23 protein-coding genes are annotated in these 22,723 nt (G+C 33.8%); 5 read left to right on the forward strand and 18 right to left on the reverse strand.

Translation table 11 applies throughout. From position 1 onward, the window contains the following. Window positions 1-159 precede the first annotated feature (159 nt). Window positions 160-1,104, reverse strand: a complete 945-nt coding sequence (prmA, locus tag F5ESL0225_RS03985) for a 50S ribosomal protein L11 methyltransferase (RefSeq protein ID WP_122024687.1) — start codon at window positions 1,102-1,104, stop codon at window positions 160-162. Window positions 1,105-1,163: 59 nt separating this feature from the next. On the opposite strand from prmA, the gene F5ESL0225_RS03990 reads away from it, so the two are divergent. Both F5ESL0225_RS03990 and F5ESL0225_RS03995 read left to right on the forward strand, forming a co-directional pair. Beyond that, window positions 1,164-1,673 carry an aminoacyl-tRNA deacylase gene (locus F5ESL0225_RS03990; protein WP_118896533.1) on the forward strand — a complete coding sequence of 170 codons (510 nt, stop codon included), beginning with the start codon at window positions 1,164-1,166 and terminating at the stop codon, window positions 1,671-1,673. Window positions 1,674-1,788: 115 nt separating this feature from the next. Further along, the gene (locus F5ESL0225_RS03995) at window positions 1,789-2,733 is read left to right on the forward strand and encodes a sugar-binding transcriptional regulator (protein ID WP_122021710.1); all 945 of its coding nucleotides are present in this window, start codon (window positions 1,789-1,791) and stop codon (window positions 2,731-2,733) included. Here the strand turns inward: F5ESL0225_RS03995 and citX are convergent. From citX to F5ESL0225_RS04070, 17 genes are all read right to left on the reverse strand, one after another. Beyond that, window positions 2,726-3,268 carry a citrate lyase holo-[acyl-carrier protein] synthase gene (gene citX, locus F5ESL0225_RS04000; protein WP_122021711.1) on the reverse strand — a complete coding sequence of 181 codons (543 nt, stop codon included), beginning with the start codon at window positions 3,266-3,268 and terminating at the stop codon, window positions 2,726-2,728. The genes F5ESL0225_RS03995 and citX overlap by 8 nt on opposite strands. Before the next feature lie 223 nt (window positions 3,269-3,491). Further along, the gene (citF, locus tag F5ESL0225_RS04005; RefSeq protein ID WP_122047891.1) at window positions 3,492-5,030 is read right to left on the reverse strand and encodes a citrate lyase subunit alpha; all 1,539 of its coding nucleotides are present in this window, start codon (window positions 5,028-5,030) and stop codon (window positions 3,492-3,494) included. Next, on the reverse strand, window positions 5,020-5,934 hold the full coding sequence (locus tag F5ESL0225_RS04010; RefSeq protein ID WP_122024690.1) for an aldolase/citrate lyase family protein: 915 nt from the start codon (window positions 5,932-5,934) through the stop codon (window positions 5,020-5,022). Before F5ESL0225_RS04010 ends, citF begins: the two co-directional genes overlap by 11 nt. A gap of 3 nt (window positions 5,935-5,937) precedes the next feature. Then, window positions 5,938-6,231 carry a citrate lyase acyl carrier protein gene (gene citD / locus F5ESL0225_RS04015; protein WP_122021714.1) on the reverse strand — a complete coding sequence of 98 codons (294 nt, stop codon included), beginning with the start codon at window positions 6,229-6,231 and terminating at the stop codon, window positions 5,938-5,940. Beyond that, on the reverse strand, window positions 6,221-7,276 hold the full coding sequence (gene citC, locus F5ESL0225_RS04020; RefSeq protein WP_122021715.1) for a [citrate (pro-3S)-lyase] ligase: 1,056 nt from the start codon (window positions 7,274-7,276) through the stop codon (window positions 6,221-6,223). The genes citD and citC overlap by 11 nt, the downstream gene beginning before the upstream one ends. After that, window positions 7,276-8,079 (reverse strand): alpha/beta fold hydrolase, encoded by an 804-nt coding sequence (locus F5ESL0225_RS04025; protein WP_122047892.1) that lies wholly within the window; start codon window positions 8,077-8,079, stop codon window positions 7,276-7,278. Before F5ESL0225_RS04025 ends, citC begins: the two co-directional genes overlap by 1 nt. Continuing rightward, window positions 8,080-9,546 carry a DASS family sodium-coupled anion symporter gene (locus tag F5ESL0225_RS04030; RefSeq protein ID WP_118897854.1) on the reverse strand — a complete coding sequence of 489 codons (1,467 nt, stop codon included), beginning with the start codon at window positions 9,544-9,546 and terminating at the stop codon, window positions 8,080-8,082. 16 nt (window positions 9,547-9,562) lie between these two features. After that, entirely contained in the window at window positions 9,563-10,261 is a 699-nt protein-coding gene (locus F5ESL0225_RS04035; RefSeq protein ID WP_122021718.1) for an RraA family protein, read from the reverse strand. A 19-nt stretch (window positions 10,262-10,280) separates the two neighbouring features. Then, complete coding sequence (locus tag F5ESL0225_RS04040) at window positions 10,281-11,210, reverse strand: L-lactate dehydrogenase (protein WP_122021719.1); 930 nt, start codon at window positions 11,208-11,210, stop codon at window positions 10,281-10,283. Window positions 11,211-11,406: 196 nt separating this feature from the next. Next, on the reverse strand, window positions 11,407-12,804 hold the full coding sequence (locus F5ESL0225_RS04045) for a flavocytochrome c (protein WP_122047893.1): 1,398 nt from the start codon (window positions 12,802-12,804) through the stop codon (window positions 11,407-11,409). 26 nt (window positions 12,805-12,830) lie between these two features. Continuing rightward, the gene (locus F5ESL0225_RS04050) at window positions 12,831-14,234 is read right to left on the reverse strand and encodes a class II fumarate hydratase (RefSeq protein WP_122047894.1); all 1,404 of its coding nucleotides are present in this window, start codon (window positions 14,232-14,234) and stop codon (window positions 12,831-12,833) included. A 101-nt stretch (window positions 14,235-14,335) separates the two neighbouring features. Next, window positions 14,336-16,399: a copper-translocating P-type ATPase gene (locus F5ESL0225_RS04055; protein WP_233554098.1), complete on the reverse strand. Its 2,064-nt coding sequence runs from the start codon at window positions 16,397-16,399 to the stop codon at window positions 14,336-14,338. Between the two features lie 291 nt (window positions 16,400-16,690). Then, entirely contained in the window at window positions 16,691-17,332 is a 642-nt protein-coding gene (locus F5ESL0225_RS04060) for a copper homeostasis protein CutC (RefSeq protein WP_122021721.1), read from the reverse strand. A 182-nt stretch (window positions 17,333-17,514) separates the two neighbouring features. Beyond that, window positions 17,515-19,092, reverse strand: a complete 1,578-nt coding sequence (locus tag F5ESL0225_RS04065; protein WP_122047895.1) for an ABC transporter ATP-binding protein — start codon at window positions 19,090-19,092, stop codon at window positions 17,515-17,517. 43 nt (window positions 19,093-19,135) lie between these two features. Beyond that, a complete protein-coding gene (locus F5ESL0225_RS08310) occupies window positions 19,136-19,291 on the reverse strand; it encodes a hypothetical protein (protein ID WP_158592383.1) in 156 nt (51 codons plus the stop codon). A 61-nt stretch (window positions 19,292-19,352) separates the two neighbouring features. After that, window positions 19,353-19,490 (reverse strand): hypothetical protein, encoded by a 138-nt coding sequence (locus F5ESL0225_RS08315; RefSeq protein ID WP_158592384.1) that lies wholly within the window; start codon window positions 19,488-19,490, stop codon window positions 19,353-19,355. Next, window positions 19,483-20,850: an MFS transporter gene (locus tag F5ESL0225_RS04070; protein WP_233554099.1), complete on the reverse strand. Its 1,368-nt coding sequence runs from the start codon at window positions 20,848-20,850 to the stop codon at window positions 19,483-19,485. The genes F5ESL0225_RS08315 and F5ESL0225_RS04070 overlap by 8 nt, the downstream gene beginning before the upstream one ends. A 584-nt stretch (window positions 20,851-21,434) precedes the next feature. On the opposite strand from F5ESL0225_RS04070, the gene F5ESL0225_RS04075 reads away from it, so the two are divergent. The 3 genes from F5ESL0225_RS04075 (at window position 21,435) to F5ESL0225_RS04085 (ending at window position 22,706) form a co-directional block, all read left to right on the forward strand. After that, window positions 21,435-21,854 carry an SLAP domain-containing protein gene (locus tag F5ESL0225_RS04075; RefSeq protein ID WP_158592385.1) on the forward strand — a complete coding sequence of 140 codons (420 nt, stop codon included), beginning with the start codon at window positions 21,435-21,437 and terminating at the stop codon, window positions 21,852-21,854. Between the two features lie 301 nt (window positions 21,855-22,155). Then, entirely contained in the window at window positions 22,156-22,512 is a 357-nt protein-coding gene (locus tag F5ESL0225_RS04080; RefSeq protein ID WP_122021724.1) for a hypothetical protein, read from the forward strand. Continuing rightward, window positions 22,509-22,706, forward strand: a complete 198-nt coding sequence (locus F5ESL0225_RS04085; RefSeq protein ID WP_122021725.1) for a Blp family class II bacteriocin — start codon at window positions 22,509-22,511, stop codon at window positions 22,704-22,706. Before F5ESL0225_RS04080 ends, F5ESL0225_RS04085 begins: the two co-directional genes overlap by 4 nt. The last annotated feature ends 17 nt before the right edge of the window (window positions 22,707-22,723 follow it).

Consider the following 22,723-nt stretch of genomic DNA (forward strand, 5'->3'; position numbering starts at 1 on the left):
CTAAAAATAAAAGGTAAAGTAACAACTAAAATACTCCACCAAATTACTGGCATTGGCTTATACTGGTTTATCTTGCGAATAAAAGATATTTGTTTGAACTTATCAATCAATTTAATAATTCCTTACTTAATTTAACTTAATTTCATATTATAACTCTTTTCAATTATCTTTTCGCGTAATTATTAAACCAATCCAGCGATCTTGCTTTAAAGTAAGGATAATTTTAAAACCATTTTGGTCAAGTGAATGGGCTACCTTATCCAATTGCAAATAATCTATTCCTGAAAAAATCACTTTTCCTGCTCGAGTTAAATGTTGATCTAATTGTGGAATTAGTTCAAGTAATATTTCAGCCAAAATATTAGCAACAATAATGTCAAACTTTTCATTAACATCTTGTAGTAAACTTGTTTTTTTAATATCGATATTAGTTAATTTATTCAAAGCAACGTTTTCTTGGGCAGCTGTAATTGCCTGATCAGATATATCAGTTGCCATTACCCTGTTTGCTCCTAAATAGGCAGCTGCAATAGCTAAAATTCCTGAACCAGTCCCGACATCAATAACAGTCTTAGGTTCAACCAACACTTGTTCAAGTCCCATCATTGCTAAACGAGTAGTTTTATGGTTACCGGTACCGAAAGCAAGACCTGGATCGAGTTTAATTAAATGTTGATCACTAAATTTAGCTTGATAGTTTTCCCATTCAGGAACAATGGCTAAGTGGCGTGAAAAATTAACAACATGGTAAAATTTTTGCCAAACACGATTCCAATCGCTATCCTCAATATAGGTATAATCAATTTTATTTAAACCGATGTTTAAACCGTATCCTTTCAATTCGACTAATTTATTTTTATAAGCATTAATTAATTGAACTTGACTTTGATCTGCTGCAAAATAAGCAGCAAATTCCATATCTTGTGGCAAATCAACAATTTCATTTAAATCTACAATAGTAGAATCATGCTTTGTATTTGCATCTTCAAAATCAGAACGTTTACGTGTTTCTGTACCCAAGCAATGAAGAATATCTTGACTAAAAACATTAAGTGCATCTTCTACTTCATGACTGGTTTCAATTTTAATAACTAGTACTTTCATGCTTAAACTCCCTTTTTATTTATCTTTTATCAATGCTATTATTTAAGAAGGTGATTTTTATGGTAAAGAAGAAACGACAAATTGAAAAAACATTGGTTGAAAAAATTTTAGATCAAAATAAAATTTTATACCAGCAAGCCCAATTCCCTACTCATTCAGATTCTGGTGGTATAGCACAAATGGATACTTCTATTCTAAACGAGAATGAACATTTAATCTATAAAACACTTGTCTGTTTAGGAAATAAGACTGGTGTCTTAGTTGGCGTTATTTCGGTAACGGAACATTTAGATATGAAAAAATTAGCTAAAGTATCTGGTAATAAAAAATGCGAACTTTTACCACTAAAAGATTTAGAAAAAACAACTGGTTACGTCCATGGGGCTAATACTCCCATCGGCATCTATTTTAATCATCATTTTCCCATCTATCTAGATAGTAGCATGATGCAAGAAAACAAAATTGCTGTTTCGAGTGGTAAAATCGGGCGTAGTGTGTATCTCAAACCCAGCGATTTAAAAAGAATTACAAATGGAACATTCTGTGACTTAATAAAAAATAAAAATTAACTATCTTATGTATATTTTAAAATTTATAATTTGATAATTTTTTAGCATTTTACCTTTAAATAAACAGCACTTTTGTAATACAATGTAAATTAAAATAAAAGATAGGGATTATAAAATGACATTATTAAGTGATGAACAGCTAGCAAATATTGCTCACGATTATTTTTTGAGCAATTTAAATATTGCAGATATTTCTAAAAAATATGATCTTTCGCGCTACTTAATTGATAAAGCGATTAATGAAGCTCGTGACAAAGGAATTGTTAAAATAAATATATATCAGCGGCCAAAAAGAGCACATAAATTAGAGCAAGAATTTCAAAAATTATTCAATTTAAAAGAAGCTTATATATTAGAAGACTTAGAAACAAAAAATCAAGATAATGAAATGATTGTTCATTATGCTGCTAAGCAAATTCAAAATTATATTAAACCAGCTCATGTAATTGGTCTGAGTTGGGGAACCTTAATTAAAGACATTATTGACAATTTTACTGAGAGTAGTCGTGAAGATTTGACCTTTGTTCAATTAGTTGGTCTAGCAGTCAACACTAGTAAACGAAAAAATCAATTAACCCAGCAAGCAGCTGAAAAATTCAATGCCAAATGTCTAAATATGCCTGCCCCACTTTATACAATAAATTCTAAATTAGTAAAAGAAATTAAAAAGGAACCATATTATGAATATATTGATCAATATTTCAAAAAAATAGATTTAATTTTTGCCAGTATTGGTACTGTTAAATCACTTGAATCTGGGAAATTTTTTATGGACTATTATTCTGATAAATTATTAAAAGATCTTGATTATAGTCAAATTGCTGGTGTGATCTTTGGCAGACCTTATGACATAAATGGCAATTTTTATCAGCCGATTGAATCACATATCTGCGGCATTAGCATGCAAAATATATTACAAATTCCTACTCGTTTCATCGTAGTTAAAAATCGTTTTAAAGATGATGCCCTATTAGGAGCTTTAAGAAGCGGCATAATTACACATCTGGTAACAACTAGTGGTATTGCCCAAAGAGTACTGCAAAAAGCAAACATTAACTAAATGTTTTTTTATATAAATTGCTGATATAATTTTGTAATTCTTGCACAGAATGACGTCTAGAGCGAGCACAATCTTTGGCTGGTCGCTTACATAAAAAACATTTTCTTCCAGAATAGCCAATTTCAGACCTTGATAAGGCCTGTTTTTTATTTTTAACTAAGACATCAGCATCAAATAAACGATTTAGTGGCGCAGAATCTTCAAATTCAATCGCTACTTTTTTAACTTCAATTTTATCTGCAGTTAAAAGATAAAAATTTTCACAACCTGCAGGTTGATTCTGACTTTGCAATAAAACAAAAGGTAATTTATTTTTAGTTAATGCTTGTTCAAGCTCAGAAATTCCTGCATAAAAAATATTTTCTAAATAACTGTTATTTTTTATTGGACCTGGAATATTTAATTTTATATCTAATAAAGTATCATGCGGATATTTTTGAAATATTTCTTGTTGTAGGTATGCTCGTTGATCTTTATTTTTTAAAACTTGATCAATACTTAATTTTTCCCCTTCAATAAAAATTGACTGATTCATTTCTTTCCTTTCAGATATATTCATAGTAAAAATCAACATATTAAATTAGACCGACTTACTTAATATTACTATTTTATTTTAGCTACTAAACAAAAAACCTAACATTTTTGTTAGGTTTTCGCTATATTGATGTTCCCAAATGAATTTTATTAAACATACTTAAATTTGTTAATTGAATTTAACTAAAATCGAAAGCTATTTTTAAAAATTTTTATGGCAAATTTTATTCTTTAACTTGCTTAATAGTATCAATGATTGAACCATCGCGGTATTGGATAAGAGCAACTGTATTGTCAGTATATTCCAGTGCCTTTGGGCTACCAACTTGCTGTTCAGCCATTTTTTGCAATTCTTTAATATCAATAATATTTAGATTTGTTACTTTACTAAAAGCAGCAAGTAAATCTGGCCGCTTTGGATTAATAGCAATTCCGCGTTCCGTTACTAAAACATCAATTGAATCTCCCGGAGTTACAACTGTTGCAACAGCTGGAACTACAGTAGCATTTCGACCACGAACAAGTGGCGCAGTAATAATTGTCATTTTAGCTAAAGCTGCATCTTGATGTCCACCGATTGCTCCACGAATAACTCCGTCAGATCCTGTCATTACATTAACGTTAAAGTCGGTATCAATTTGCAAAGCAGATAAAATTGCAATGTCTAAATTATTGACTACCGCACCTTTATTATGTGGATCAGCATACCAAGACGCATCAATTTCTTGTTGATCTTTATTCTTAGCCATTGATGCAGCAGCACCCTTGTCAAAGTCCTGCACATCCATAACTTTCTTAACTAAACCCTCATCAAGCAAATCGGTAGTTGGTTTAGTAATACCACCTAATGCAAAAGATGCTGTAATACCATCATTAATCATTGATTGCCGCAAGTAGCGAGTAACAGCTAATGCTGCGCCACCTGATCCAGTCTGGAAAGAAAAGCCTTCTTTGTAGTATGGCGAATTAACAATTACTTGATTAACCATTTGAGCAATTTTTAATTCTTTAGGATCTTTAGTAAAACGAGTTGCACCGGAACCAATTTTATCAGCATCACCAATTTGATCAACCTTGACAACATAATCGACTTGAGTTTGTTTAATTGAAGCTGGTGTATTGGGATAATCAACAATATTGTCAGTTAACAATACTACTTTATTAGCATATTGGGCATCAATTAAAGCATAACCAAGTGAACCAAAAATAGCGTCTCCCTCTTGACCATTGGCATTACCAGCTGGATCCGCATTTGGCACTCCTAAAAAGGCAACATCAATCTTAATTTCTCCTTCTTCAATGGATCGAGCTCGGTTACCGTGTGAACGAAAAATAACTGGTTTTTTCAACCCACCATGAGAAATGAAATCGCCTAAACTGCCACGCATTCCTGAAGAAGTGATATCCGTAATCACTCCTTTTTTAATGGCTTCAATAACCTTATCGTTCATAATTCCGGTCAAAGAGGATGGGGCTAAGGTTAAGTTTTTGTACCCCAATTTAATAATTAAATCCATTACCTTATTAAAAGCAAAATCACCATTTCTAAAATGATGATGAAATGAAATAGTCATTCCATCTTGCACGGTTCTTTTAATTACTTCTTCAAGCGAATTAACGACTTTATCTGCACCAGTCGTAACTCGAACTTTAGGTGCTACCCTGTTTACTTCGGGATTGCCAATATCTACTGTTTCAAAAGGCTTTAAACCCATTTCTGACATTAGATTATCTGGTAAATTACGCTTTACTTTATTTTCCAATATAATTACCCTCTTCGTCAATCAAACTTGATGCCTTAGCTGTCTCAATTACCCGATTAGCTTTTTCAACAACTGGTTTATCGACCATTTTACCGTTCATTGAAATGACGCCGGAGCCTTTAGCCTTAGCTTCACGAATTGCACTCTGAACCGCCATCGCATTTTCAATTTCATCTTTTGTGGGATTGAAAACTTTATTGACCATCTCTATTTGCCGCGGATTAACTAATGATTTTCCATCATAACCTAATTCGTAAATATAATTGGTTTCACGATAAAACCCTTCAGGATCGTTCATATTTGAAAAAACTGTGTCAAAGGCATAAACATCCGCTGCTCGAGCAGCTTGTAAAACCATATTACGGGCAAATTCTAACTCACGTCCATCAGGATAACGACGCGTATGCATGTCCGCTGTATAGTCCTCTCCTGATACGGCTAATCCCATCATTAAAGAAGTTGCTGTAGCAATTTCAGGCGCATTTAATACTCCCTTCGCACTTTCAATTGCGGCCATAACCCCAATTGAATCTTTTTTAATATCATACTCTTCTTCAGCTTGTTCCATATCTTTAACTAGCTTTTGAATCATTGCAGCTGATTCAGTCTTAGGTAGTCGAATTACATCTACACCAGCACGAACCATTGCTTTGACATCTTCTTCATAAAATGGAGTATCTTGACCATTAATCCGAACTACAATCTCGGCTCCACCAAAGTCTACAGTTTTAATAGCATTATAAACTAGCATTCGTGCTGCATCTTTTTCTGTCAAAGAAACAGCATCTTCCAGATCGAGCATGATGGAATCTGCACCATAGATACCAGCATCCTTAATCATTGAAGGGTTGTTACCTGGAACAAACATCATTGTTCGACGTAGACGATTTTTTACATAAGTCATTGATTACAATACCTCCAATTTAGGTTGATCCGAAGTTTCTGTAGCACGTTGGACTGCCGTCAAAGTTCGAGCAGCAATTACACAATCAAGCGCTCCTTTATCAGTAGCTTTAACCTTAGCATTTTGAACACCATATTTTTTTAGGGTAGTAATAATCACTTCTTTAATTTGATCACCATAGGCTTTAATAACTTCTGAATCTAAATCAATTTGAATTCCATTGGTACCCTTAGCAATCATGATTTGAATATCTGATGATTCCAAGGTGCCTGCTACACCAATTGTTTTAATTTCCATTAATATTTATTCCTTCCTTAATTCTAGCTTGTAGGACTTCTTTTTGACGATAAATAAATTGCATTGTTTGCGGTGGTACAAAGTTTGAAATGGCTGTCAAATTATCTTCCTTAATTAATTGTCGCACACGGGTTGCAGTTATTACTTTTCCGTTAATCTGAAATCGATTAACAATTCTAACATCTACTAAGGGACTTAGCTTATTTGTTAAGCTTTGGTTATAAAAGTTAGTTGTTCTTGAGAATGGTTCCGTCCCTAAGTAACGGCGCTTAATTGCTAACTGAGGTGCAATAAAATTTTTAAAAACTAAAGCATCAATATCTGTTTGGGTTGTAATTAAATCAGCCGAAGATTTTAAAAAGTATGCGGGGAAAGTTGATTGTGAAACCATATAATCACCACCGCTTACTACTAAAACATTTTTCAAATCGCTAGTTCCGCTTTTGACCAACTGCATTCGTTCTTTTGTTTTAAACAAGGAAAGATCAGTCGCTACAACAAATACATAAACTAAGTCATTTTCTTGACTAGCCAGCTGAACTAACTTTCTATGTCCCAAAGTAAATGGGTTGGCATTCATGACAATTGCTGCCACTTGTTTATTAGATTGATCTTCAATTTTAGGTATTGCAGTTATAAAGTCGTTGATATCTGGAGTACCACTTTCTAAAAAGGCAGCATGTTCAGTATGTGCTAATTCGGAAAAACCTAAATGTGAAAAACTAGTAGCATATTTTGCTTTTGTAAATACAAAACTATGAAATACTTTCTGATCAAATAAGTAGTGCTGCAAGGCAGTTACCATCTGATTAAAGCGTGCACCGGGGACGGCGTCTTGATTACACACCGCAATATACTTTAAAACATTGTTTGCAATGCTACCCGTGCCAACCAGCTGACCATTTTCATCAATTAGGGCTAAAGTATGATCAATTGCCGCTATTTCACGCAGGCCAAAATCAGTTATACCCATTTTTAACAAAAAATTTTGCCATTTTTTCTTTGTCGCTGGATTATTCAAATATAAATCCACTACTTTATCCATTAAGTCACTTCCTTTTCAACCAAAAAATTAAGTACTTCTTCATACATAACATTGGGTTGCTCAGCTTGAATAATGTGTCCACATTCAGGAATAATTTTAGCGCTAATTTGAGAATTGAGTTCAGTCATTTTATAAGCAAAATGATAATTAAAGAAAGGGGAATTTTTTCCAGCTAAAACTAACATTGGAATTTTCAAATTAACTAACACATCGCGCCAATCTTGTTCCGCATGATTAATTCGACACAAATAATTACTTTTTGGAAAATAAGGATATTTTTGTGCAAAATGATGTGCTTTTTCAAACATCACATCGTCTATTTGAGCATAAATACCACTACCAAAATCAAGCTTTAAGTAATCAGGAAAGTTAGCCCATGTTAAATCTTTAAAACCAAACTTCCAAGTTGAATCATTAATCATCTTGGGTGGCTGGTCTAAATCAATTAGTGCATTTAATCTATCAGAACCATAGATAGAAATATACGCCCAGAAATTGGCAGCTCCCATTGAATTGCCAATGCCAATAATATGGGATAAATCTAACTTTTGAATTAACTCAGCTAAATCTGCTGCATGCCGACTAATTCGTTGCCCTTGAAAAGTTCTTGCAGACTTACCTTGATTACGTGGATCAATAATAATAATTCTAAATTTTGACTGAAACCGTTCCAATGCTTTTTCCCAAAGTAAAGCAGATCCACCGATACCTGGAATAGCTAATAATGGTTGTTTATCTAATTGAGTATCATAATAATGAATTCTTATACCATCATTGGTTATTAAATCTGCTTGATGAATCATCTACCACATTCCAATCATTTTCATCCAAAGTGTCCCAATTCCACCAAAAATAACCAAATAAATAATGCCTAGAATAAAGTTATACTTCCACCATTCACCTTGCTTAATATAGCCAGTAGTAGCTAAAATCGAAGCGGGACCGTTGGCATAGTGAGTAGTCGACGCATTAATTGCACCAGTAAATGCTAGTAACATTGCAGCTAAGGCCAACGGAGTACCAGTTGCAACAGCTACTGACAAAAACGGTAAGTATAAAGCAGTCATATGGGCAGTACCACTAGCAAAGAAGTAATGCGTATAAAACATTAATACAATTAAAATGGCTAAGACAATACCCCAACTAATGCCATGCAATCCACTTTGAATAGTTTTAGAGAACCAGTCAATAAAGCCAAATGAAATCAACTTACTAGCCATAAAAACCAATATTGAAAGCCAAATTAAAATATTCCATGCTCCAGTTTGATTTAAAGCATCTTTCATTGTCAAAACACCGGTTAAAAGCAGTAATCCGACTGCTAAAAAAGCAATGAAAGTTGAATCTAATTGGGGAATATCAAAAATTCCAGATAAAACCCATAAAATAATAGCCAGTAAAAAAACAATTGACATAATTTTCTCAGGCTTAGTAATCGCTCCCATTTTTTGCAAACGATCGTCAGCCCATTTTTTGGCGTTAGGCGTTTCTTTAACTTCTGGTGGGAAAATTTTATAGATAACTATCGGAATTACAGCAGTGGCAATTAATACTGGAACAATAGCTGCTGTGAACCAGCCAATCCAAGTCATCGTATAACCTTTTTGCGACGCCATCTGTGAAGCCACCATATTAGGCGCCGCACCGGTAATGAACAACGCAGTTGATAAGATGTTGGCATGAAAAGCGGTAAAACTTAAATAAGCTCCGATTTTCTTACGAGAAGAATCATTAGGTAGAGAATCATAATCTTTAGAGATTGATTCGGTAACTGGCCAGACTACTCCACCAGTTCGTGCACTATTGGAAGGGATTAATGCCCCAAGAATTAATTCTAAAACAGTTATTGCATATCCGATACCGATTGAGCGCTTACCAAAGCGTCGAATCATCCAATAAGCAATCCGATTCCCTAACCCCGTCTTACTAATACCATATGCCATAATAAAAGCCATCGCAATTAGCCAAGAAGCTGAATTACTAAATGCACTCAATATTCCGGAAGTAACCGCTCCTGTTTTAGGATTTACTTCATCTTTAATTGGGGCTAAACCAGCCAAAACAGTTACAATCAAGCCCAATAATGTTGTCCCCCCAATTGGTAAGGGCTTAGTAATACAACCTATAATTGTCGCCACAAAAACGGCAAACATTTCCCAAGCTTGAACAGACAATCCAGCTGGTCTTAGTGGCGTGCAGCACCACAGAGCAATACCAATTATTAGTGGCAAAATAAAACCTTTATAATTTACTTTTTCTAACGTCTTCATCATTATTCCCTTTTAGTTACGGGCGATAAATATCGTCAATAATTTTATAATCTTTATTCTTTAATTTTTCATCAAGCCAATCTATATTTCCGGTGCCATTATGAAAGCTAGCAGCCTTGGCCTCATCCTCTTGATGAAATTCTTCTACTATAGGTAAAAGTTCTGCTGCTTTTTCGCGAGCAATCTTAACAACACCATCTGCATCCCCTAGCATTAAGTCACCCGGATTAACACTAATATTTCCACAAGAAATTGGAACATTTATTTCGCCTGGGCCCTCTTTATATGGTCCATTTGGTGTTGTACTAACGGCATAAATAGGCAAGTCCCAATTGCGCAAACTATCAATGTCACGTATTGGTCCGTCGACCACAACTCCTGCTACATGTCTTTGGTCACGTAGCCAAGTCATCATTACTTCGCCAATAACAGCTCGAGTATTATCGCCTTCATTATCAATCACAATAATGTCACCTTCATGACAATATTTTAAAGCGGCGTAAATTGTCAAATTATCTCCAGGACGATTATGAACTGTAAAAGCTGGCCCACACATTTCCGCTTTAGGCTTAGACATTAATTTGATTCGCGGAGCCATTGCTCCTCTTCGATTCATACAATCTGCTACATTAGATGATGGTAATTTTTTATATTTTTCAATGAGATTTTTGTCCGGTAGCTCTCTTTTCAAAAATATTCTTTTTCCAACTTGCATACTTATGCCTTCTTTATGCTTAATCTACCTTAATATCGACCAAAATTTCATGCATTTTATCAGCCGAATTAATCATTTTCTTAATTTCGCGATCTGACAAATTTGCTTCAATTACGTGACTAATTCCTGAACCGTCAATTGCAGTTGGCGTTCCTAAATATAATTCATGTTGGATGCCATATTCACCGTTAATTGGTGCTGACAATGGTAAAACAATTGCATGGTTATCTAAAATTGCACTAACAATTTGAGCCAACATCATGGCAATTCCATAGAAAGTAGCGCCCTTATTTTCAATGATTTTGCCACCCTTTTGCCGAATATCAGTTTCAATTTCGCTTAAAACTTGATCATTTATTGCACTGTACTGGCGTAAAGACTTGCCCGCTACCGTTGATTCATCAAAGTTTTCAAATGATGTGTCTCCGTGTTCACCAAGCACCATTGAATTAACACTAGCGATGGGAACACTTAATTTTTGGGCCAACTCTACTTGTAAACGAGCTGAGTCAAGTGAAGTTCCCGTTCCAATAACTTTATTTTTCGGAAAACCAGATAATTTTTGGGTTAAAGTGGTCAAAATGTCTACCGGGTTAGCCGACACAACAAAAATTCCATTAAAGCCAGAAGCTACAACCGGTTCAATGATGCTCTTTAAAATAGCAGCATTCTTATTAACAAGATCTAATCTAGTCTCGCCAGGTTTGCGGGGAATTCCTGCAGTAATTACAACGACATCTGCATCTTTTGCATCAGAATATTCTCCAGGATGAATATTACAGTCACCAACAAAGGGGGTAATATCTTCAAGATCCATAGAATCGCCAACTGGACGTTCTTTAACAACATCGGCAATAATTAATTCATTAACATGTGTCTGTTGTAGTAAGTCATTGGCAAAAGTTGACCCAACTGCCCCATCACCAACGAGTAACACTTTTCTATTCATAGTTGTTTCCTTTCAATTTATGAAAAAATGTAATCCTTTACATATTTAATTATAGAATTGAATTATTCTATTTGCAATATTCAAAATAAATTATTTAAATTTAAATTTTTTAAAATTTAAAAATATTTTTAAAACTTAGATAAATAAAAAAGTTAATTACTTAGTTTACTTAAACCCAGCAATTAACTTTTATTCTTTATTTTTTATTGCGGACAAATTTAGTCATCTGCATTCCTGCTTGACGTCCAAATACGACTGTTTCCGCGACAGAGTTTCCCCCAATTCGGTTATTGCCATGAAGGCCACCAGAAACTTCACCAGCAGCATATAAACCATTTATCACATTTCCATTAGTATCCAAAACTTCAGTCTTAGAATTAATATGGATTCCACCCATTGTATAGTGAATAGCTGGATTAATATGAATGGCAAAAAATGGGCCCTGATTGATCGCGCGCTCCATGCCAGTTGTTCTACTATATTCTTTGTCGACTTTGCTATCTACAGCTGTATTCCAAGTTTTAACAGTTGCTTCTAAATTAGAACTAGCAACACCAATTGCTTGAGCAAGATCAGTTAAACTTGTACCGTGTTCAACTAAGCCAATATGATCATAAAACTCTACCGCGGTAAAATTATTGCGAATACTTTGATCAAAAATCAGGTAAGCACCATTTTCATTCAAAGCTGTAATAGCATTAGAAACAATTTTTCGCGTATCCATTTCATTAACAAATCGCTTACCCGATTTATTGACTAAAATTGCACCCTCACCACGTAGGCCTTCACCAATTAAATACACGTGATCAGTGTCAGTTTGAGCTGTAGGATGAACCTGAATAAGATCCATCTGTTCCAATTGGGCATCAACCTGATTAGCTAGTTTTAGTCCATCTCCAGTTGCGCCTGGTTGGTTTGTTGTCTTGTAATCAACTAAATCTGGGCGGTATTTTTTAATTAATTCCTTTGAAGAACCAAAACCACCAGAAGCAAGTAAAACTGCCTTAGTTTTAACAGTCTTAACCCCATCTGCAGTTTTAATTTCAACGCTATCCACATTTTTATTTTTATCTTGTAATAATTTTTTTACCTCAGCATTATTGAACACTGGAATTTTTGCTTGTTGAACTTGTTTTAAGGCATTAGTAATTAAATAATTACCAACTGGTGCCATTGATGCCGGGCGATGAGCTCTTTTTTTACTCATTCCACCAGTAATAGTTAAGTTAGTCAGCTCAATTCCATGGTTTAAAAGCCAGTCAATAGCTGCTGCTGAATGATCGACAAAATAACGCAATAACTCTTGATCATTCATAAGGCCGCCGCCTTTAAGCGTTTCTTGATAGAAATCTTCTTTATCGTCAATAATTCCTTCAGCTAGTTGAACTAAGCTCTCAGATGCATTCATACCTGAAGAAGCGCGCATTGTATTACCACCTAAAGCAGTATTTTTCTCAAAAACTGCAACTTGCAAGCCTAATTCATGGGCTTGAATGGCTGCAGTTAACCCGGCACCACCAGTACCGACAATAACTGCGTCATAATAATTAGCGATTTCAGTACTTTGATTAGGGGTAAAGACAAATTTTGCCATTTAAATTATTCTCCTCTTTTATTTCACTAGTCTTCTGGTTTAGTACGATCAATGTTAGTCATTTGCATGTAATCCATCCATTCATCATACTGCTTTTCTGAAACTTTACCACTCTTAAGGGTAGCTTCTTTTAGAGTAATACCCTCTTGATCAGCCGCCTGTGCAATTTTAGCGGCAGCATGATAACCAATGTGGGGGGATAAAGCTGTAACGGTCATTAATGAATTTTCCAGTAACTCATCCATCTTTTCCGAATTTACAGTCAAGCCAGCAATCATCTTATCAGCAAAACCAGTAATTGTTCCTGTCAAAATATCACAACTATCCAGAAAAGCGGCGATCATCACTGTTTTGTAAACGTTCATCTCAAAATTACCTTGTGCGGCAGTGAAGGTAATCGTAGTATCATTACCAAAAACTTTAGCAGCCGCCATCGTAACTGCCTCTGCTTGAGTAGGATTAACCTTACCGGGCATGATTGATGAACCAGGTTCATTAGCGGGAATATTTAGTTCGTGATATCCAGCGCGCGGACCTGATGCCAAGAAACGAATATCTTGTGCAATTTTAAACATGTCGTCGGCCAAAGTCTTAAGGGCCCCATGAACCACTGCAATACCAGAATGATGTGCTAACCCCCAAAACTTATTTGTTTCAACTTTGAATTCATGCCCATAAATTTTAGATAACTTAGTAGCAATTTTTTCAGTCATGCCTGCTGCTGCATTCAAGCCAGTGCCTACAGCAGTACCGCCGATTGCTAATTCGTAAAGTGTGGGCTTCAATTTCTGAATATAAGTCAGATCATGCTTTAATGCAGAAATATAACCCGATACTTCTTGACCAAAAGTAATTGGAGTTGCATCTTGCAAGTGGGTACGCCCTACTTTAACTGTCTGCCAGTATTTGTCTTGCTTAATTTTTAATTCAGCAATTAAATGGTGCACAGCCGGCTCCAACTTATCAAGGGCCTCAACTGCCACAATATTCATAGCTGTTGGGAAAGTATCATTTGATGACTGGCCGCGATTTACGTCATCGTTGGGTAGAATATTTAAACCAGGATGTAATTTATTAGCTAAATTAGCTACAACCTCATTTACATTCATATTACTCTGAGTGCCTGACCCAGTTTGCAAAACGTGCAATGGAAAATCTTTACGTAAATCAGTGTCATTCAAGGCAAGCAATTGATTGATTGCTTCTTCAATTGCTTCACCTTTTTCTTTTGGCTCATCACCAACTTCAACATTTGACTCTACAGCGGCTTTTTTCAAATTTAAAAAAGCACGGATAATCGCTAAGGGCATTAATTCCCCACTTGGAAAGTTGTGGCGGCTTCTTTCAGTTTGTGGCCCCCATAAAGCATCTTGAGGAATTTTAACTGGTCCAATTGTGTCACTTTCAATACGATATTCTGCTTCGCTCATTGTAATTCTCCTTACTATTAAAAATTATCATGACTTATCTTCATGAATATCATACCTGTTATATTTTTTTATTTCAATATTTAAAAATAATTGCTATTTATTTAAATTTTTAAAAATTCAGCATTGATTGCAACAATAACTGTTGACAGTGACATTAAAATTGCGCCTACCGCTGGCGGTAAAACTAAGCCCCATGGTGCTAAAATTCCAGCAGCTAAGGGTAAGGCAATGATATTATAACCTGCGCCCCACCAGAGATTTTGAATTGTTTTGGTTTGCGTTTTCTGCGCTAAGTCCAAGAAACTAATGATTGCTTCTGGCTCACTATTGACTAAAATCACATCAGCAGAATCAACCGCAACATCAGTCCCAGTCCCAATCGCTACTCCAATATCAGCCTTAGCTAAACTAGGAGCATCATTGATGCCATCGCCCACCATCATAACCTTATTACCTGCAGATTGTAGTTTTTTAACTACCTTTTCTTTATCTTGAGGCAAAAGTTCAGCATAAACTTGATCAATTCCAAGTTGAAGAGCTATATTATCAGCTACTTTTTGATTGTCACCAGTTAGCATTACGGGGGTGATTTGACGTTCTTTAATTTGCTTAATTAAAGTAAAAGCTGATGCTTTAATCTGATCCCCCACTGCTATATAACCTAAAAGTTGACTATCTTGTATAAGATAACTAATTGTATCTTTATCAGCTGCTAGCTTAGGGAAATTACTGACTTGTTTGCGTGCTGCTTTTTCATTAACTAGTTGATAAGTGTGCTGCTCAATAGTTCCACTGACGCCTGCACCTGTCATGTTCTGACTATTAGTTAATGGCAATAGGTTTATCTTTTTAGATTGAGCATAATGTAAAATACTTTGAGCTAAAGGATGAGTTGAATCCTGTTCTAGCGATGCCATAATGGTCAAGACTTGGTTAGAATCAAGTTTATTAGTTAAACTAGCATAGTGCCGAACTTGAAACTTTCCTTGAGTTAATGTTCCCGTTTTATCTAGCAATAAATAATTAATTTGGGAACTTAAACTTATTGCATTATGATTGCGAATAAGTAGACCATGTTTAGCACCAAGAGCAGTACTCTTAGCATTTACCAATGGGATAGCCAGTCCCAAGGCATGTGGACAGGCAATTACTAACACGGTCACCATCCGCTCTAATCCACTAGCGATTCCTTGAAAACTAGTCCAAACAATCAAAGCCAAAAGTCCAATTATTAATGCAGCATAAAATAACCAACCTGAAACTTGATCTGCCTTAGTCTGCAATTTCGATTTATCTGCCTGTGAAGACTGAACTAACTTATTGACACTAGCCAGAAAACCAGAATTAGCCGTCTGGGTAACTTTGATAGTCAGTGTACCTGAGCCATTGATTGAACCACCAATTACTCGCTGCCCCTTTTGCTTGGTGATTTGCCTTGCTTCACCGGTAACTAAAGACTCATCAGCAGTACTCGAACCACTGATAATTATGCCATCTAAAGGGATACTTTCACCAGGTTTTACAATAATAGTTGCTTGCTTTTGAACATCGTTAATCTTGATTTCTTCAATTTGATTGTTTATTTGTACATGTACTTTATCTGGCAATAATTTTGCCAAGTCATGAACTGAACTACTAGCCTTTATCACAGAAGTCATTTCAATCCAATGACCTAAGAGCATAATCAAAATCAAAGTTGCTAATTCCCAAAAAAAGTCCATTACCTTCATTTGACTGTGTACCAAATTATTTTGAATAAAGGCGTATACGCTATAAAGATACGCAGTGACAATCCCTAAGGAAATTAGCGTCATCATCTCTGGCTTTTTTTGCTTTAATTCCGCATAAGCTCCTCGTAAAAATATTTCTCCCCCATACCAAAATAAAATAGTAGCAAAAATAACCACTAGCCAATCTGAACCCGGAAAAGAGAATTGAAATGGCAACTTAAATCCCATTGCTGGCGATAACAATAAAATTGGTAGTGCTAAAATAAAAGACCACCAAAATTTTTGCTTTAAATTTCCCATCTGCATCATCTGACCACCATGCATCATCATCTTATGGTCACTCATCGCTTGCTGAGAATCATTTTTCATTTGCATGTTATCTTTTTGATCTGCTTGCTTTAGGTGCTGTTCATGCCCCATATCCATATTTTTCATATTTGTGTCCTATCCTTTTTGATCAATCCTATCTATAACTAGTTACCTTTAATTTACGTTGCTTGGTAAATGATGTCAAAGAAGAGGCTCAAATTATAAAAATGTTATTTTTTAGTTTTACCTATTTTGCGTAATTGTCAGAATATAATTTTAATTACGTCTAGATTTGTTTATTAACAATCATATGTGCAAGAAAAATAAGCCAAATAAAAAAGATGAAATATGTTCATCTTTAAATTAATATCTATTTTTGCTAATTTTAAATTTAATTTATGCTATCTGATAGCCTAATCATTTAATCACTATTTTTGTACCATGAACTTGATTAACTCCCAGTAATTGCGCTACTTGATTACAGTTATCAACGGTAATTCCTCCTCCTGGCAAAATCGTTATTTGCCCCTTTGACCAAGTAATCAATTCGCTCAAATGGGCAAGATGAGTTTCAATTGGCTCCGTTAGTGGTCCACCGTGAGTTAAAATCCTTTTCACACCATGATTTGCCAACCAATCTAAGCTTGAATGTTGCTGTGCCAATTGTAGTTGGTCAAATGCCATATGCATAACCACTTCTAAATTCAGTTCCTGAGCTAAAGTAATTAATTTTTGCATCTGTTCGCAATTAAGTACCCCTGACTCTTTCAAACAACCAAAGGTGACCGCATCAGCATCTAACAAGGCAGCTAGTTGCAAATCATTAATCATTATATTTAACTCCGTTTCATTATAGACAAAATCACCACTACGTGGTCTAATCATAACTACAACTGCTACGCCATGTTGGTGCGCATATAATATTGCTTGTTTCATCACACCAAATGATGGTGTAAGTCCACCTTGAGCTAAATCACTGTTAAGTTCAATTCGTGTTGCACCAGCAGCAATCATTTGGGGAATAGCAGTAAAATTTTCAACGCAAGCTTCTTTTAGCATAATTAATCCTTTCAGTTTAGCCTCATTAGATAGGTGAATTTCTCCTAACCTATGAGTGATTAGTTACTTACTCATTAGTTTTATAATTTTTTATTTTAGTATATTAAGTTAAATAAGGCTATTTTTCTGATAAAAAATCTCTAACAAATGTAGTGCAACGAAAAGGTTAGACATTTTATTATTTATCTATCTTGATAATCCGCTAAATTAATTACCTGATCATACTTGTCTAAATCAGCAATTTGATAATGATGAATTACCTCTACGAAGGTTAAATTTGAATGCAATAATATCTGATGAATTGCGGCTGAAGTCGCTTGATCAAGTGAAGCATTGATTTCATCAAGTAATAAAATTGGACGTTTCGATAAAATTGCTCTTGCTAATTCAATTCTCGCTAACTGTCCACCAGATAGCTTGTCGGCATTATCCCCTAATTGATAATCAAATCCTTTTTCTTCTACCATAGTATTTAACTCTAGTTGCTCACAAACTTGTTTAACTTCGGTCACAGGTAATTTTTCACCTAAGGTTAAATTAAACCAAAGTGTATCAGCAAAAATAACTGGTGCTTGACTGGAATATGCAAATAGATTAGATATTTGATCAGCTTTGACTTCTTGATTATCAAGCAAAATATTTGATGCTTTCCCAAATTTATTAGACATCAGAAAATAGAGCAAAGTAGACTTACCACTGCCAGAAGGCCCAATAACTGCTATCTTTTCTCCAGGATTAATAATTAAATTAAGCCCACTGAAAAGTTGCTTTTTATCCCTTACCAGACAGATATTTTGCCAATTGACTTGTTTATGGAAAGTATATTTGGCTGCTGATTCCTTGGTAGCTGCCAAATCTAAATAATAATTAACCTTTTTTACAATATCTTGAGTCGTTGATAAGTGATTGCGCTCTTCCAAAATTTGCATAAGCGGATTAATAAATGAATTTGATAATTGAACAATTGCAAACAGAACACCCATCGTTGTTTGCCCGTGTAATACCATTAGCCCACCTAAATAGGCTGGAATGACAAATGTACCATAAATTCCCACAAAGCCTACAACTGTATGAATATTATTACTCAATAAATTCATCTTACACAGAGCTTGTTCTAATCTTGAAACTTTTGGTAAATTTTCATTAACAGCATTGGCTTGCTTGTGATATAACTTTAATAAATCCGTTCCTGCTAAGATATTTTTTATTTGACTAACATACTTACTATTGGCTTCAGTCCACTGCTTTGAAGCTTTACGTATTGGCTTTTGTAATAAAGCTGAAACTAGTATTGGAAGCGTAGAACCGATTAGAAAAAATACCGTCAAAATCATATTAATATATATTGCATAAATTAATGAAATTACCACCGTCACAAAATAAAAGGTAATATTAATTTCAGCATTAAACCGATTAGTTTCTAATAATTTAAAATCATTGGTTAAAAAACCTAAAGCTGAAGCATTATCTTCTTTAGAAGTTTCTAACATTCCTGCGAGAATTTTAGTTCTCAAAAGGGTATTGACTTCCCTAACAGCATCATTTTTTAAATAATTATAGCCTAACTCGGCTACTAAAACAATTAAGAATAAAATTAGCGCAACTAAAAACATATGAGGTAGCTCATGCAAATTTTTGTCTGCTAATGCATTTGTCATAGTTTCTAACACATAAGCCATCACAATGTTTTGCGTACTAGCAATTATTCCAAGTATTATAAGTGCTGCAAGCTTCCATTTAGTATAATATCTAACAATCATAATTGCTCCTTGCTTAATATTAATAATTGCTTATTAATCATTACTACATAATTAATTTTCGGTATTCACTAGCTCCTACCCATTGCTCAGGAGCAGAAAAAATAAGTTGTTCTAAATTATGGTAAAAATCTTTCCGATAATTAAAAGTACCTTCTTTAAAACTAATAATAGGTTGGTCATTAGAAATTCTTGTAAACATCGACACCTAAGCAATAGATAATTTTCTAATCATATCTTCTAATCTAGAAGAATAAATATATCTATTCCCCATAAAGGATAAAGTCCTTCATTTTTTTAGCCAAAATAGCTACTCTAGACGCATGTAAAAAATCATGTCCTGTTGCATCATCACACATTTTTTCTTTTGCAAATTTTATTATATTTTCTATTTTAGTCATTTTTTTTATCTCTTAAAATTATTGTTGTACAAAATATCAAAACTATTATCGATAAAAAGAACAAAACTTTAAAGTTAATCTTTAGGCCAGCTAATGTTCCATTTATAAAATTAAAATAATCGTTTTGTGTAAATGTTAAAATTGAGGCTGCTATTGCTGTTCCCATTGCTCCAGAATATGATTGTGCAGTCATATAGATTACATTGCCGTCATTGGTCGATTGAATAGGTAAATTTGCTAAGCTTCTTGTCATAATATTACTATACGACAAACCCAATCCAAACATAAAAATTGAATAAATTATAATCAGATTAATTGGTGCAACTGATATAATATTTGCTAATAGAAAAGAGACGCAAATAAGTCCTTCTCCTAACAAGATTGGAAAATTATGATTTAATTTATCATAAATTATTCCAGCAACTGCTGACATTATGGCATCAATTACTGCTGCTGGTAATACAAGCAAGCCCGTTTTTGCCGTTGATAAATGAAATATTATTTCTAAAACATTCGGCATTAAATATGACATGCTTAATGACATTAACTGTAGTAGAAAAAAAGAAATCAGAAATATATCAAATTGTCGATTTTTAAACAAAGATATATCAATAATATAATTTTTATTATTTTTTTCAAAATAAATAAAGAGAATACAACAAATAATAGCAATTAACAATAAAAAAATACGATAATTACTTTTACTTGCTGTACTAACTATTAATAATAGTGTAGTTATTAATAAACCAGTTAACGTAATACCACCACGATAGTCAAAAGAAATACTAAAAACGTTAAATTTTTGCGTAATACTAAATTCACCTAATAGCCAAATAACTAATATTATAGGTATTATTAGTATAAATAAAGTTTGCCAACTATAATACTTTAAAACAATTCCACCATAAACTGGACCAATTGCAGGGGCAAAAGCAATTACTAAACTTCCTAGTCCCATAAAAAAGCCTACTTTCTTTTTAGGAGATTGCTCTAAAATAATTGAAAACATTAATGGTAAGCCAATACCATCAGCAATTCCTTGGATAATTCGACCACATAGAAGCAAGAAAAAGCTTGAAGTAACTCCTGCTAAAACTGTTCCAATAAAAAAACTAATTATTGCTACTCTAAACAACGTAATTGCACGAAATCGTTTTCTCAAATATGCTCCGAAGGGTATAATTACAGTAGAAACTAACATGTAACCAGTTGTTAACCACTGAACTGTGCTAGCGGGAATTTTAAACTTTACCATTAATTTTGGAAAAGCAATATTAAGCGCTGTTTCAATTACAATACCCAAAAAACTTAGTGTTCCAATTGCGACAATTGACATAATTAATTTTTGATTTTTTTTCAATAAAATCTACTCTCCTTTTTATCACTTATTTTCCACAACATATTGTACTTTAACTATAATAAAAACACAATATGTTGAAGGAGTTATTGCTTTTAGTCTTTAGCATGATTATCAATCCGGTTTCTTTTTCAGCACAAAAAAGCAAAAAAATAAATCAAGTCTTTTCCAAAAGAAGTACTTGATCTATCTTTTTGTCTAAAAATTAAATTTCTTTTACATTTTCTACTATTAATTTAAGCCAGTAGCTTGTTCTTTTCTCGTAAAGTAAACGAAACCACCAAACATAAATACAATACTTAGTGATAGTATTTGCAGTTTACTGTACCATGGTTATATTCGGCTTAAAGGTAGCTGTTGCTATGACAGGTACACCATTTTTAACAACAGGTAATCCAGTACTTGGTCCATTAACTTACCTCTAACAGAATAAGTTTGACCTAGTATTAAATCAGTTACCGTATTTAGCGGTTTAGCTACAACATCCTTAACACACGTTTGAAAAAGAAAAAAGTTATTGTTTAAACTTAGTTTGCTATTGAACTATAATGGGTATAATTATTATTTCTATTTATGAGGTGAAATACATGAAATTAAGTAAAAAAATCTTGCTTGGATCTATTGCTGGTATTTTAACTTTGGGGGCTGGATTGCCGGTGTCACAACAACTTAAATCTACCCCTATTACTGCAGCAACAACATCTAACAATAACACTCTAAAATTAATTCACGGTGCATATGTCTATAATAAAAAAGGTAGGCGTCTTAAAAAATATTGTGGCAGTTGGTCTAACACTCACTTACGCAAAGGAACCAATGTACAATATTCCGGCACAGTCCAACCAATTGAAAAAGACAGCAAACAATACTATCTACTAAATGATGACAACTACAATCAATCATGGTTGCCTTATAAAAAAATCAAGGGTAAATATTATTACAGCATTGGTCACGGTGGTTACATTAATGCGGCTAACGTTAACGAAATTGACGGTCAACCACTTTAACTTGTGATATATAAATTTTATTTCTCATAATTTTCTTCATAAACAAAAGCTTACAGTATTATATTTATAATTATACTAATAAAATTAAAAAAAGTTAAAATTTTGAAAAGACAAAATAATTATTGACATTTTTTTAAAAGCGCTTTAATATAAAATTTGTGTTTCGAAAACTATATATAGTCATAAAATTTTTGTATATTTTAATTGATGGAAATTATAGCAGTAAAAAATAGCAGTAAAAAGTATATAAATATATATGCTTATTTGGTTATTAAATCATTAAACAGATTAGGAATTTAATATGTTTGAAAACAAATTATCTAATAAGTTGGCTTTTTTTCTTTGTGGTTTGATGCAAATATTTATAGGAATAATATTTCTATTCATTGAAAGCAAAAAGTATCATTTTGTATATTTTATGATTTTTATTTTATGTGCAATTTTATTTTTCTTTGCGTCCTTTTCTCCTAGGATATCATTTAAAAAGAATGCAAAAAAAGATGAAATGACTGCGATAGACATTGGAGATCAAATTTTAGGAATAATTTCCTGTCTTCTTGGGTTAATTACAATAATTATAATAAAAGATCCTTATTCCGGCTTACTTGCAATAGATTTTGGATTCTGTTTATTAATCCTACCTCCAGTTAAGAAATGAATAATTACAAAACTCTTAATCAAGAAGAACTAGTTGACATTACTGGTGGAAACAAGTGGGGTAATAAATGGAATAATGCATTAAGCGGTGCAGCTGCAGGTTTGGGTGCATGCAAATGGCTAGCAGAAGGAATTGGTCCTTGGGGATTAGCCGCATGTGCTGCTGTTGGTGCAGGAATAGGATATATGGGATAATCAATTATAATTAACAA

Origin of the sequence: Lactobacillus sp. ESL0225 (assembly GCF_003692905.1) — a bacterium.
GTDB classification, from domain to species: Bacteria; Bacillota; Bacilli; order Lactobacillales; family Lactobacillaceae; genus Lactobacillus; species Lactobacillus bombicola.

Excerpts from the sequence above, each read along its gene's own strand:
- prmA (WP_122024687.1), bottom strand. The coding sequence starts at position 1,104 with ATGAAAGTACTAGTTATTAAAATTGAAACCAGTCATGAAGTAGAAGAT.
- F5ESL0225_RS03990 (WP_118896533.1), top strand. The coding sequence starts at position 1,164 with ATGGTAAAGAAGAAACGACAAATTGAAAAAACATTGGTTGAAAAAATT.
- F5ESL0225_RS03995 (WP_122021710.1), top strand. The coding sequence starts at position 1,789 with ATGACATTATTAAGTGATGAACAGCTAGCAAATATTGCTCACGATTAT.
- citX (WP_122021711.1), bottom strand. The coding sequence starts at position 3,268 with ATGAATCAGTCAATTTTTATTGAAGGGGAAAAATTAAGTATTGATCAA.
- F5ESL0225_RS04010 (WP_122024690.1), bottom strand. The coding sequence starts at position 5,934 with ATGACTTATGTAAAAAATCGTCTACGTCGAACAATGATGTTTGTTCCA.
- citD (WP_122021714.1), bottom strand. The coding sequence starts at position 6,231 with ATGGAAATTAAAACAATTGGTGTAGCAGGCACCTTGGAATCATCAGAT.
- citC (WP_122021715.1), bottom strand. The coding sequence starts at position 7,276 with ATGGATAAAGTAGTGGATTTATATTTGAATAATCCAGCGACAAAGAAA.
- F5ESL0225_RS04025 (WP_122047892.1), bottom strand. The coding sequence starts at position 8,079 with ATGATTCATCAAGCAGATTTAATAACCAATGATGGTATAAGAATTCAT.
- F5ESL0225_RS04030 (WP_118897854.1), bottom strand. The coding sequence starts at position 9,546 with ATGAAGACGTTAGAAAAAGTAAATTATAAAGGTTTTATTTTGCCACTA.
- F5ESL0225_RS04035 (WP_122021718.1), bottom strand. The coding sequence starts at position 10,261 with ATGCAAGTTGGAAAAAGAATATTTTTGAAAAGAGAGCTACCGGACAAA.
- F5ESL0225_RS04040 (WP_122021719.1), bottom strand. The coding sequence starts at position 11,210 with ATGAATAGAAAAGTGTTACTCGTTGGTGATGGGGCAGTTGGGTCAACT.
- F5ESL0225_RS04045 (WP_122047893.1), bottom strand. The coding sequence starts at position 12,804 with ATGGCAAAATTTGTCTTTACCCCTAATCAAAGTACTGAAATCGCTAAT.
- F5ESL0225_RS04050 (WP_122047894.1), bottom strand. The coding sequence starts at position 14,234 with ATGAGCGAAGCAGAATATCGTATTGAAAGTGACACAATTGGACCAGTT.
- F5ESL0225_RS04055 (WP_233554098.1), bottom strand. The coding sequence starts at position 16,399 with ATGAAAAATATGGATATGGGGCATGAACAGCACCTAAAGCAAGCAGAT.
- F5ESL0225_RS04060 (WP_122021721.1), bottom strand. The coding sequence starts at position 17,332 with ATGCTAAAAGAAGCTTGCGTTGAAAATTTTACTGCTATTCCCCAAATG.
- F5ESL0225_RS04065 (WP_122047895.1), bottom strand. The coding sequence starts at position 19,092 with ATGATTGTTAGATATTATACTAAATGGAAGCTTGCAGCACTTATAATA.
- F5ESL0225_RS08310 (WP_158592383.1), bottom strand. The coding sequence starts at position 19,291 with ATGTTTACAAGAATTTCTAATGACCAACCTATTATTAGTTTTAAAGAA.
- F5ESL0225_RS08315 (WP_158592384.1), bottom strand. The coding sequence starts at position 19,490 with ATGACTAAAATAGAAAATATAATAAAATTTGCAAAAGAAAAAATGTGT.
- F5ESL0225_RS04075 (WP_158592385.1), top strand. The coding sequence starts at position 21,435 with ATGAAATTAAGTAAAAAAATCTTGCTTGGATCTATTGCTGGTATTTTA.
- F5ESL0225_RS04080 (WP_122021724.1), top strand. The coding sequence starts at position 22,156 with ATGTTTGAAAACAAATTATCTAATAAGTTGGCTTTTTTTCTTTGTGGT.
- F5ESL0225_RS04085 (WP_122021725.1), top strand. The coding sequence starts at position 22,509 with ATGAATAATTACAAAACTCTTAATCAAGAAGAACTAGTTGACATTACT.